Annotated in this window: 12 protein-coding genes; 11 read left to right on the forward strand and 1 reads right to left on the reverse strand. The window is 42.0% G+C overall.

Annotated features, from left to right (window positions below; translation table 11 throughout):
* Positions 1–14: 14 nt before the first annotated feature.
* Positions 15–581 carry a class D sortase gene (locus MHI35_RS04520; protein ID WP_211064392.1) on the forward strand — a complete coding sequence of 189 codons (567 nt, stop codon included), beginning with the start codon at positions 15–17 and terminating at the stop codon, positions 579–581.
* Between the two features lie 87 nt (positions 582–668).
* Here the strand turns inward: MHI35_RS04520 and MHI35_RS04525 are convergent, their stop codons facing one another.
* Positions 669–1,577, reverse strand: coding sequence for an RluA family pseudouridine synthase (locus MHI35_RS04525; RefSeq protein WP_335348951.1), 909 nt, complete (start codon positions 1,575–1,577; stop codon positions 669–671).
* A 109-nt stretch (positions 1,578–1,686) separates the two neighbouring features.
* Between MHI35_RS04525 and MHI35_RS04530 the strand changes: the two genes are divergently transcribed.
* From MHI35_RS04530 to glpK, 10 genes are all read left to right on the forward strand, one after another.
* A complete protein-coding gene (locus MHI35_RS04530) occupies positions 1,687–2,037 on the forward strand; it encodes a DUF5365 family protein (protein ID WP_144522414.1) in 351 nt (116 codons plus the stop codon).
* A 309-nt stretch (positions 2,038–2,346) separates the two neighbouring features.
* Entirely contained in the window at positions 2,347–3,012 is a 666-nt protein-coding gene (locus tag MHI35_RS04535) for an HAD family hydrolase (protein WP_012009393.1), read from the forward strand.
* Between the two features lie 15 nt (positions 3,013–3,027).
* Entirely contained in the window at positions 3,028–4,566 is a 1,539-nt protein-coding gene (locus MHI35_RS04540) for a bifunctional GNAT family N-acetyltransferase/carbon-nitrogen hydrolase family protein (protein ID WP_335348950.1), read from the forward strand.
* A 127-nt stretch (positions 4,567–4,693) separates the two neighbouring features.
* Entirely contained in the window at positions 4,694–5,110 is a 417-nt protein-coding gene (locus MHI35_RS04545; protein WP_335348949.1) for a VOC family protein, read from the forward strand.
* Positions 5,111–5,197: 87 nt separating this feature from the next.
* A complete protein-coding gene (locus tag MHI35_RS04550) occupies positions 5,198–6,115 on the forward strand; it encodes an AEC family transporter (RefSeq protein WP_335348948.1) in 918 nt (305 codons plus the stop codon).
* A 32-nt stretch (positions 6,116–6,147) separates the two neighbouring features.
* Complete coding sequence (locus tag MHI35_RS04555) at positions 6,148–7,740, forward strand: PucR family transcriptional regulator (RefSeq protein WP_335348947.1); 1,593 nt, start codon at positions 6,148–6,150, stop codon at positions 7,738–7,740.
* Between the two features lie 244 nt (positions 7,741–7,984).
* Positions 7,985–9,325 (forward strand): aspartate aminotransferase family protein, encoded by a 1,341-nt coding sequence (locus MHI35_RS04560; protein ID WP_335348946.1) that lies wholly within the window; start codon positions 7,985–7,987, stop codon positions 9,323–9,325.
* A 181-nt stretch (positions 9,326–9,506) separates the two neighbouring features.
* Positions 9,507–10,064 carry a glycerol-3-phosphate responsive antiterminator gene (locus MHI35_RS04565; protein ID WP_335348945.1) on the forward strand — a complete coding sequence of 186 codons (558 nt, stop codon included), beginning with the start codon at positions 9,507–9,509 and terminating at the stop codon, positions 10,062–10,064.
* Positions 10,065–10,277: 213 nt separating this feature from the next.
* On the forward strand, positions 10,278–11,093 hold the full coding sequence (locus MHI35_RS04570; protein WP_012009400.1) for an MIP/aquaporin family protein: 816 nt from the start codon (positions 10,278–10,280) through the stop codon (positions 11,091–11,093).
* A gap of 15 nt (positions 11,094–11,108) precedes the next feature.
* Complete coding sequence (gene glpK, locus MHI35_RS04575; RefSeq protein ID WP_144522419.1) at positions 11,109–12,605, forward strand: glycerol kinase GlpK; 1,497 nt, start codon at positions 11,109–11,111, stop codon at positions 12,603–12,605.
* Positions 12,606–12,655 lie beyond the last annotated feature (50 nt).

Consider the following 12,655-nt stretch of genomic DNA (forward strand, 5'->3'; position numbering starts at 1 on the left):
AAAGGAGTTTAAGCATGAAAAAATGGCTTGCACTGATTGTGATGACAGCCGGGATTGTGCTACTCGGCTGGGGGATATGGCAAATCGCATCGACTCATCTTCAAACAGCCCAATCATTAGACGAAGCGAAGAAAGTCGTGGCGACCGATCAAGGGATGACCAAGAAGCAGTTTGCTCCTGAAATAGGGAAAGCCTCTGGCATCCTGACGATTCCAAAATTAAAAGCAGACCTTCCCATTGTCGAAGGGACAGATGCGGATGATCTTGCAAAGGGAGTAGGACACTACAAAGACAGTTATTATCCGGATCAAAATGGACAGATTGTCCTTTCTGGTCACCGTGACACGGTGTTTCGCCGGACAGGCGAACTAGATATTGGAGATCAGCTGAAAATCACTGTGCCGTATGGTGAATTTATATATGAAATCACACATACGAAAATTGTTGATCAGCATGATACATCCATCATTACGTTGCAAAATGAAAAGGAAGAGCTGATATTAACCACATGCTATCCTTTTCATTTCGTCGGTAATGCGCCAGAGCGGTATATTATGTATGCAAAAAGAGTGTCTAAATAAAGAAAAAGAGACAAAGGGCTAAAATCAAGATCATTTTAGCCCTTTGTCAACAATCTGAGAGCCTGCATTCTTACGCAGGCTCTTTTGTTAATGGATGATTTGACTCATGAGTTGGTCCATATCAGGTGGTAAAGGAGCTTCTATGATCAGATGCTCACCTGTAAAAGGATGTTCCATGTCAACTTGCTTGGCGTGAAGAGCACACCTGTTGATATATTCACGAACTCCGTCATATAACGTATCTCCAGCTAGTGGGTGCCCGAGACTGCTAAGGTGGACACGAATTTGATGCGTTCTACCCGTCTCTAGTTGTAGTTTAACCGCTGTTAGTTGCAGACGTTTATTCTTGTCCATGACCTGAAAATGAGTCACAGCTTTTTGCCCTGTAGGGGAGATTCTTTGTCTGACCGCATGGTGTTTGTCACGGCCGATCGCTGCATCGATGGTGCCTTTCTTCTTTTTGAAAAGTCCCTCTGCAATGGCGATATATGTGCGTTTAATTGTTTTTTTAGAAAGCATTTGATCAAGAGCCGTATGAGCTAATCTATGCTTTGCAAAAATGACGGTTCCGCTTGTGTCTTGATCTAGCCTGTGGATATGTCTTACCCGCTTTTCTTCTCCATTTGCTTGGAAATGAAATGCTACAAGATTTGCCAGTGTGCCAGTTTGTCCTTGTTCATTCGGATGAGTTGGTCGTCCGGCAGGTTTTTGTACAATTAATAAATGCTCGTCTTCGAAGAGTACCTCTAATTCACCGTATTCCGGTGTCACATCACTTTCTTCTGTTTCAAATAAATCAATGATGATTTGATCGCCTTGACTGACTTTAGCCGCATGATGGGCAGGCTTTTGATTTAAACGAACCTTTTGATTCTCCATCCAAAAATGAATAATCGGTTTTGATGCAGATACGGCTGTCTTTAAAAAATGACTGAGTGAAGTATGATGATATTGCTCGTCTACTTTTAGCGAGAGCGTGTGTCCTTTTATGATCATGATATCCGTTCCTCTCTATGGGTATATATAGGAAACACTTACCTTGGCGAATGCCTTTTTTTCTGTGCTATTCTGAATGGAGAAATAACGACAGAGAGGTAGATGTCACGTGAGATTAATGAAAGCTGCTACAGACCTGCAAGAGCAGGCAATTGAAGAAATATCAAAGGATATTGAAGATCTTCTTTCTCATGCTGTCAATGGACAACAGCGGGATATGCGTCAAAAAAATCGCTCCCTTACCTTTATTGATGGTGTATATAACGGAACGATGGATGATGCTTTTCGTATTTTATCGGGACTTCAGCTATTACATACCATTATTGTAAAACCGAAACGACATCTCACCAAACGAGATCGTGAGCTATTCGAGCGAAACCGTGAGCAGGTCAATGCCTGCGGCTTTTCTTTTCCTTTTGATCTAGACGATTTTGCTAGCCGTCACCTTCAAAATGCGTAAAAGATGGTGTGAACTTCCTTGTTAACTTACAAGGCGCTCGCACATACTATTTTTAAGGGAACGGAGAAACCTTTAAGATCTGTAATACCAAACCCGCTCTTTTTCAACATCGCCTATTTCTCCACGAATCGGAGCGCTTGGATCTCTTGCAGAATGAACCGAACACGGATAGGAGCCTGACAAACGATGCAGGCTCCTTTTATACATAATCATTTTAACAGACATTCATCTTTGAAAGTCAATTTTATTCACGATATGATAGCATTGTGTATATGTTTAAGACTTTTGTAAAAAAAAGGAGTGGCCTCGTTGGTAAAGGCGATTATATTTGATTTCGACGGATTAATTTTAGATACAGAAACACATGAATATGAGGTTTTACAAGAAATGTTTGCGGAGCATGAATCAGATCTGCCTCTTTCTGTATGGGGCAAGGTCATTGGTACGCAGGCAGGCTTTAAGCCATTTGAATATTTGGAAAAGCAGCTAGGGAAGACGCTGGATCATGAGACACTTACAGCAGATCGGCGTTCTCGGTTCCAACAAAGAATGAAGGACGAATCAGCAAGACCTGGCGTAGAAGCTTATTTAGAGGCAGCAAAGGAGCTCGGGATCAAGATTGGACTTGCTTCCAGCTCAGACTATAAATGGGTGTCTGATCACCTGAAGCAGATTGGTCTTTTCGACTACTTTGAATGTATCCGCACGTCAGATGATGTGGAAGAAGTGAAACCAAATCCAGAGCTCTATTTGCAAACCGCACGCTGCTTAGGAGTCGAGCCAAAAGATTGCGTGGCATTTGAGGATTCTGTGAATGGATCAGTAGCTGCCAAACGAGCAGGTATGAAATGTGTGATCGTTCCAAACAAAGTGACGAGCACGCTGCAATTTGAAGAATATGATGTCAGATTAGAATCCATGGCTGAAATCGAATTGCTCCAGCTATTCCATCAGCTTGAAAAAGAGGATCAGTAAGGGGGCAAAAACATCATGGCAGAAAAACTAGACTTAACACGATTTGAAAAAAGAATGGTGATCCGTAATATTCGGGAAGAGGATATTGACCGAATCATTGCCTTGCAAGAAGTATGCTTTCCAGGCATGGATCCTTGGAAACGAGAGCATCTTGAAAGCCATCTTGAGCATTTCCCAGAAGGGCAGTTTTGTGCTGAATTCGAGGGGGAAATCATTGGCTCTTGTTCAAGTTTATTAATTAACTTTGATGAATACGATGATCGCCACACGTGGCAGGACATTACAGATGATGGGTACATCACAAACCATAATCCAGATGGGATGAATATGTACGGAATCGAAGTGATGGTGAGTCCTGAGTACCGAAGAATGAAAATTGGACATCGTTTGTATGAAGCGAGAAAAGATTTAGCAAGAAGATTAAATTTAAAAAGCATCATCATTGGCGGACGCATTCCGAACTATCATAAATACCAAGAGGAAATGACGCCTCGCCAGTATGTGGAGCAGGTCATGCTTCATCAAATCTATGATCCCGTTTTATCTTTTCAGTTGTTAAATGAATTTAGTCTTATGCGGATCAATCCGAATTACTTGCCAGATGATAAAGCATCCAGCACATATGCAACGTTAATGGAATGGAACAATGTCGATTATCGCCCGCAATCGAAAAGGTACTATAAATCGGCATTCCCTGTTCGAATTTGTGTGATTCAATATGCAATGAAACAAATTCATTCCTTTGAAGAATTTATGAATCAGGTCGAGTATTATGTGGATGTCGCATCAGATGCATCAGCTGACTTTGCCGTATTCCCAGAAATTTTCACGACGCAGCTCATGTCTTATTTAGAAGAGCGGTCACCAAGTCTTGCTGTGCAGCGAATTACGGAATATACAGAGGACTACATTAATTTGTTCACAGACCTTTCTGTGAAATATAACATTAATATCATTGGCGGTTCTCACTTCGTGGAAGAAGAAGGGAAAATCTACAATATCGCCTATTTATTTAGACGTAATGGAACGATTGAAAAGCAATATAAGCTTCATATCACGCCGAACGAAAGAAAATGGTGGGGGATTTCAGCTGGTGATCAAGTCAGGGTATTTGATACGGATTGCGGCAAAATTGCGATCCAAATTTGCTACGATATTGAATTTCCTGAGCTTGCACGGATCGCAGCTGATAAAGGAGCGAAAATTATTTTTACTCCGTTTTGTACAGAAGACCGCCAAGGCTATTTAAGGGTACGTTACTGTGCACAAGCGAGAGCGGTTGAAAACCAGATTTATACCGTCATCTCTGGAACAGTTGGCAACCTTCCGCAAACTGAAAATATGGATGTTCAATATGCACAATCGGCTATTTTCGCCCCATCAGACTTTGAATTTGCAAGAGATGGGATTGTAGGAGAGTGTAACCCAAACATTGAGATGGTCGTCGTAGGTGATGTCGATTTAGAAATTTTAAGAAGACAAAGACAAGATGGGACTGTACGTCAGCTGAAAGACCGAAGAAGAGACGTGTACCATATTGAATATAAGAAATAATGAAGGAAGCGCCTATTGTTGAGGCGCTTCTTTTTGATGACATCAGATTTTTTCAATGGCCAAAGGGATGCTGGAGAAAAAGCTGAATATACTGAAAGGAGATTATGTGTTCAAGAAGGAGAGGAACATGGGGCGACAATCTAAACATCTGTATATCAATTTGCCGGTAAATCATGTGAAGGAATCTATCGCTTTTTTTGAGCAGCTGGGCTTTGAATTTGAGCAGCAGTTCACGAATGATCAGGCGGCCTGTATGGTCATTGATGATGCGATCACTGTCATGCTGTTATCTCTTAGGCATTTTCAGTCCATTTCAGAGAAACAATTAGTGGATGCAAAAAAAGCATCAGAGGTGATAATCTCTATGCGCGTTCATTCAAGAGAAGAGGTCGATGAGCTTGTTGAGCAGTCAATAGCGGCAGGCGGTTCACCGTTTAAGGAAAAGCAGGACCATGAGTTTATGTATGGATGGAGCTTTCAGGATCTAGATGGTCATTTGTGGGAAGTGTTTTATATGGATGAGGAAAGAAGCAGCCTTTCATAAGGGTGCTTCTTTTTTATTGTTTATCAGTGGTATGATAATGAGGAGCAGAAGGAATCTGGAATACAACTAGAGAAAAGTAGGTGCAGCATGGAGTTTTTACTTGTCTTACTGCCAGTGTTCGGCATATTCCTGATCGGGTATATCGGGCAGAAGGCGATTGGTTTTGACATACATACACTCTCATCAATGTCTTTATATTTAATGTCACCATTTCTTGCGTTTGAAACCTTTTATCAAAACAAAGTGTCGATGGACTATGTGTATTTATCCATTTTTGTTGTCGGGCTTTGTCTTGCACTTATTTTATGTGTCTTTATTTTATCTCGTATTTATGGGTATTCGAATGAAACGTATTGCGCCATGATTCTGTCGTCAACTTTTATGAACAATGGAAATTATGGTACGCCTGTTGTGCTGCTTGTCTTCGGAGCAGCAGGTTTGGATATTGCCATCGTGTTGATGGTGCTGCAGCAGCTTGTCATGAGTACAATCGGCATGTATTATGCAGCAAAGGGCGGTGAGGATGCGGGAGACGGAAAGGTCGTTTTGAAAAAAGTGCTGCGTATGCCAGTTGCTTACGGGGCGTTCATCGGTCTATTATTTCAGCTGATTGACCTTTCATTACCTAAAGAGCTGATGACGGGTATTCAGCTTGTGGGGAATGCTGCCATACCGACGATTATGCTTATTTTAGGCATGCAGCTTGCTGTGATCTCTTTTAAGCAAGTAGATTATCGCAATATTTCTTATGCAGTTTTGCTGAAACTGTTTATCTCCCCACTCATCGCATTTGGCTTTACGCTTATTTTACCGGTAGATGATATGGTGAAACAAATTATGATTTTAGTGGCAGCCATGCCGACAGCAGCAAATACCACGCTGATGGCAGTACAATTTCGAACGAAGCCTGAGTTTGTCTCAAGCACGACATTTCTCAGTACCATCTTAAGTATTGTGACATTACCAGTTTTATTATGGATTTTATCCATGCACCCTCTGGGATAGGGGATAGGTGGCAAACAAAGGGGGACATATGAATGAATGTAGATGTTCATTTCCAAGTGAGTGACGTGTTGAAAACGAAACATTTTGCACATGCAAAAGTGTTAGCAGGGGAAAAAGGGTTGTTTCGGCAGGTCAAATGGATACATGTGTTAGAAGTGCCTGATGTAGAGGATTTGTTAAATGGAGGCGAGCTGATCTTAACGACAGCCGCAGGCTTCCATGATCAACTGGATGTGTTTCAAGCGTTTTTACGCCAATTGATTGATTCAGGGGCGGCCGGCTTGTGTATTGAATTTGTTCCGCTAAGATTTGAAGTGCCGGAAGAATTACTGACTTATGCAGAAGAGAGAGATTTTCCGCTTATTCTGTTTACAAAAGAAGTGAAGTTCGTCAACATCACGCAGCATCTTCATACGATGATGATCGAGCGTCAGTATCAAATGATGGCTGATTTAGAAGCACTATCATCAAAGCTAAATGAGCTTTTACTGACCCCGCATCCGCAGATGGATATTTTGGATCAAGTGTATCAGCACGTTAGGGGGATTCTTTTACTCATTCCTGTTCAGGGCGAGCCGATTATTTTATGTGATTCTTCCAAACAAACCGAAGAACTGGTCATGAATTATTTGCAGTTTGCTTCCGTGCCAAAAGGATACGAAGTGACACAAAAACAAGTGCTTGCGCTCAAACAAACATTTGCAGATCTTGTGCTCATTCATCAAGCAGACACGCTCTCAGAATTCGAACTGCTAGTCATGGATAAAGGAGCGAATGCTCTAGCCCAGCAAACATTAAGAGAGCTTTATACAGAAGAGCTGAAAAAGACAAAAGAAAATGAATGGCTGCAAAAATGGTTTCAAGAAGAGCATACAGAACAAGAGATCATAGAGCACCTTGAAGAAACAGAAGGGGTGAAAAAGCCAACTGGCTGCGTAGTCTTGCTCTTTCAAAAGCATCATCAAATGGAAGAAATCGCAGGGAATCTTTACTTTCTTGTCTCTTGCCGTTCCATTTTTCAGCGTGCGGGTTTCCATCTGATTGCATATGAGCATCAAGAACAAACCTTGTTTATTTTATTAAACACGAGAAAGAAAGAGGATTGGAAAGCGCGTGCAGAAAAGGCTGCAAACGACATCAAACAATTGTATAACCGAGAGCAGCCCCGAGGAACCGAGATCAATTTTGGTATCGGTCAATATTGTGAAAAGTTTCAGCTCATGAGAAAAAGCTTTCAAGCAGCCAAAGAAGTGCTGTATTTAAAAAAAGTGATGCCTCAGCGGGTGGAAAGCCCATTTTACCAAGATCTCCATATGCTCCGTCTCATGCCGATGATGAAGGAAAGCGGTCTGCTTGAATGTATGGTGAAAGAGTATTTAGAGCCCGTGATTGTATACGATAATCAAAATAGCGGAAGACTCTATCAAACGCTGAATATCTTTTTACAGACAAATGGCTCTAAAAAAGAAACCGCAAGCCAGCTTTATATTGTCAGGCAAACCCTTTATCATAGACTGGATAAATTGCATGCCTTGCTTGGTGAGGATATGATGCAGGCGCCGAAACGACAGGCGCTTGAATTTGCGATCCTTGCTTATGAATTCCTGCAAGGAAATCGACGTTAGCGGTTTTGCCAAGGTATCAAGAAAAGTGTCTTATGATGGTGTTCAATCAGTTGACGATCTGTCTAATGTATTCGGCCTGACCCCTTTTTTATAATGAGAGTAACGATTGGTTCTCTTTTACAGGCGTACTAGTGCCAGTTTCATAAGCCTCACGTTTCATCCATATCATGAATGGAGAGGCAATGTGCTGCTGAACTGGTCTAAGCTTCTTTAATGATGAAAACGGATACATGGAGGCGGGAAGATGAAAATACATGAGCAGGCTCAAAATCTTCAGGCAAAAGATGATCAGTTGATCTGGCACCATATGAAAGGGACAAACAAGGAAAATGAAAGTATGGTCATTCACGAGGCAGAAGGCGCATGGGTGACAGATATTCATGGGAATCGCTATTTAGACGGGATGTCAGGTCTTTGGTGTGTCAATGTCGGATATGGCAGGAAAGAGCTTGCAGAAGCGGCGTATAAGCAATTAAAGACAATGCCTTACTATCCGCTTACACAAAGTCATGTGCCGGCGATTCAGCTGGCTGAAAAGCTAAATGAGTGGCTTGGCGGGGATTATGTCATCTTCTTTTCTAACAGCGGTTCTGAAGCCAATGAAGCCGCATTTAAAATGGCCAAACAATATCATGCGCAAAAAGGAGAGAGTACAAGGACAAAGTTCATCTCACGGTATCGATCGTATCACGGCAATACAGCAGCAGCTCTTGCTGCAACCGGTCAAGCGCAGCGTAAATATAAATATGAACCATTAGGTCAAGGCTTTATTCATGTCGCGCCGCCTGATATGTATCGTCATCCTGAGGATCAAGAGAATCTGGCAAGTGCTGCAGCAATAGATCAAGCCATGACGTGGGAACTAAGTGAGACGATAGCTGGGGTCATTATGGAGCCGATCATTACAGGCGGAGGTATCCTAATGCCGCCAAAAGGGTATTTGAAGAAGGTCAAAGACATCTGTGAATCCCATGGAGCGCTTCTCATTGTAGATGAAGTCATCTGCGGATTTGGCCGGACAGGGAAGCGGTTTGGTTTTATGCATGAGGAAGTAAAGCCGGATATTATCACTATGGCAAAAGGGATCACAAGCGGCTATTTACCGCTTTCTGCAACGTGTGTGAAACGAGAAATCTATGAAGCCTATGCAGGAGAAGATACGTATGACAGACTGCGCCATGTGAATACATTTGGCGGTCATCCTGCTTCCTGTGCGGTGGCACTTGCCAACCTAGAGATAATGGAAAACGAGCAATTAGTGGATCGGTCCGAGACGCTCGGCCGAGATATGCTTGAACGTTTGCAAGAGTTAAAAGAACACCCATTTGTCGGAGATGTCAGAGGAAAAGGTTTGCTGTTTGGCATTGAGCTTGTTCAAGATCAACAAACCAAGAAACCAGCTGAACCTCATGTCGTTGGTCAATTGATTGCTGAATGTAAAAAACGGGGGCTGATTATCGGGAAAAATGGGGATACAGTGGCCGGCTTTAATAACGTTGCCCAGCTTGCACCGCCGCTGAATATAACAGATGATGACGCCTCATTTATCATCAATACTTTAAAAGAAAGCATGGCACAGCTATAGCAGAGACTTCTCTGCTTTTTTTTATGGAATAAAAGTTTGATTTTCATCATTTTGAGTTAGTTATAGGAAGATGATGTGAGATGAAAGAGGTATTGGGCACACTACGTGTATTGAAAAATAGAAGAGTTTCTATTACTGTTAGGAGAAGACTGATTCAATACACTTTTGAAGGAGATCGCTTATGAGTTTTCATGATCAACCCATTTTACCTGCTGTTCGCAATATGAAGCAATTTGAGGAATTTTTAAAAAGTCCATTTACATATGGTGTTTTACTTGATGTTCACTTAGGCCGGCTTAAAGGCATCATGAATGAGGCAAATGCTCATCACAAAAAAATGTTTGTCCATGTCGATCTCATTCACGGGATTAAACATGATGAGTATGGAACGGAATTTATTTGTCAAGAAATGAAGCCAGCAGGAATTATTTCTACTAGGTCTTCTGTCATAGTAAAAGCCAAGCAAAAAAAGGTATATGCCATTCAGCGAATGTTTTTACTTGATACGAGTGCTATGGAAAAAAGCATGGAGTTCGTTGGGAAACATCGTCCGGATTTTATTGAAGTATTGCCAGGCGTCGTGCCAGATTTAATAACAGAAGTGCGTGAGCGAGCTGGGATCCCGATTTTTGCAGGCGGATTTATCCGTACAAAAGAAGATGTAGAAAGAGCGCTTGAAGCAGGGGCTACAGCTGTGACGACCTCAAATACCACCCTTTGGAAAGCGTTCCAAAACTGACAATATAAAATGTGAATATTTATTGACAACGTTTTCATCCTCTGATACTATAGCACTAAGTTAATATCATGTGATGGAGAAACGGAGATCCACAACAACGCTTTACTAGGTGACAAATGACCCTGATGTAAAGTATGTTTGTTGTGGATCTTTTTCTTTATCTTTTCTACACATTCATAGGGGATGGCAACTGAACCAGAGGAGGAATTTTTCATGACACCATTTTGGGGAGAAGTCGTAGGTACAATGCTACTCATTATTTTTGGAGGCGGCGTGTGTGCGGCAGTTAATTTAAAGAAATCACTCGCATATCAATCCGGTTGGATTGTAATCGCTTTCGGATGGGGATTTGCAGTAGCCATTGCAGCATATGCAACTGGTGGAATCAGCGGAGCGCATTTAAATCCCGCACTCACCATTGGGCTTGCACTAGAAGGAAGTTTTCCTTGGGCTGATGTTCCAATGTATATTGTTGGTCAAATGCTTGGCGCATTAATAGGGGCTACTATTGTCTTTTTACATTACTTACCGCACTGGAAAGCAACAGATGATCCAGGTGCAAAACTAGGTGTATTCTCAACTGGTCCTGCGATTCCGCATACTTTTGCAAACGTACTTAGTGAAGTCATCGGTACATTTGTATTGGTTCTAGGAATCTTAGCGATTGGTGCAAATAAATTTGCAGACGGAGTCAATCCGCTGATTGTTGGTTTCTTAATTGTTGCAATTGGACTTTCTTTAGGTGGAACAACGGGTTATGCAATTAACCCTGCACGTGATTTAGGTCCGAGAATCGCGCATGCGATCTTGCCGATTCCAGGGAAAGGCCCATCGAACTGGAAGTATGCTTGGGTACCAGTCGTTGGTCCAATTTTAGGGGGCGCATTTGGCGGTGTTTTCTACAATGCAGCCTTTAAAGCGAACGTCACTCCAGCCTTTTGGATTGTAAGCGTTATTTTGATTGTGGTATTGTTAGGACTCTATGTCTCTACGAAAAACCAAACAAATGCTGTAAATGAAAGTATGTAAGGGGAGGAAAACATCATGACAAAAGAAAAATATATTCTTGCATTAGATCAAGGGACAACAAGCACAAGAGCGATCTTATTTGATCAAGAAGGCAAAATTGCACATACAGCTCAGAAGGAATTTAATCAATACTTTCCGAACCCAGGCTGGGTAGAACACAATGCAAATGAAATTTGGAGCTCTGTTCTATCAGTCATTTCAACTGCTTTAATTGAATCAGGAATTGAAGCAGATCAAATCGCTGGTATCGGAATTACGAACCAGCGTGAGACAGCGGTTGTTTGGGATAAACATACAGGCGCACCTATTTACAATGCCATTGTTTGGCAGTCAAGACAAACGTCTGGCATTTGTGAAGAGTTAAAAGAGCAAGGACACAATGAAACATTTAGAAATAAAACAGGTCTTCTCATTGATGCTTATTTCTCAGGTACGAAGGTAAAATGGATCTTAGACAATGTTGAAGGTGCTCGTGAGAAAGCAGAAAATGGTGACTTACTGTTTGGTACAATTGATACTTGGCTGATTTGGAAGATGACAGGCGGTAAATCACACGTCACAGATTATTCTAATGCGTCAAGAACATTAATGTTCAACATTTACGATCTGAAATGGGATGAAGAATTACTAGATATTCTTGGTGTACCAGCCTCTATGCTTCCAGAGGTGAAACCATCCTCACACATTTATGGTGAAACAACAGACTATCACTTCTTTGGCAGAAATATTCCGATTGCAGGAGCGGCGGGAGATCAGCAGGCTGCTTTATTCGGTCAGGCTTGCTTTGAAGAAGGAATGGCGAAGAACACATATGGTACAGGATGTTTCATGTTGATGAATACAGGGGAAAAAGCCATTAAGTCGGATCATGGTTTATTAACGACGATTGCATGGGGCATTGACGGCAAAGTTGAATATGCTTTAGAAGGAAGTATTTTCGTTGCTGGCTCAGCGATTCAATGGCTGCGTGATGGACTCAGAATGTTTAAAGACTCGAAAGACAGCGAAGCTTATGCAGAGCGCGTTGAGTCAACAGATGGCGTATACGTCGTTCCGGCATTCGTTGGTCTAGGCACACCATATTGGGATAGTGATGTCAGAGGCGCTGTATTCGGGTTAACACGCGGTACTTCTAAAGAGCACTTTGTCCGTGCAACGTTAGAATCACTTGCTTATCAAACGAAAGATGTGTTAGATGCGATGGAAAAGGATTCAAACATTTCATTAAAAACATTGCGTGTTGATGGCGGAGCTGTAAAGAATGATTTCTTAATGGGCTTCCAAAGTGATTTACTGGATGTGCCTGTAGAGCGTCCAGAAATTAATGAAACGACGGCACTCGGTGCGGCCTATCTTGCGGGAATAGCAGTTGGCTTCTGGAACGACCGTTCAGACATTGCAAAACAATGGAACCTTGACAAGCGCTTTGATCCTAAGATGGAAGAAGGCAGCCGTGACTCGTTATACAGCGGGTGGAAAAAGGCTGTAAAAGCAGCTCAAGCTTTCAAATAAACCAAAAGTATGGTATACTTCAAGTAAGTTAATAGAACGGTTGGAGAACT

Origin of the sequence: Bacillus sp. FSL K6-3459 (assembly GCF_038003305.1) — a bacterium.
Lineage (GTDB): Bacteria > Bacillota > Bacilli > Bacillales > Bacillaceae > Bacillus > Bacillus pumilus_O.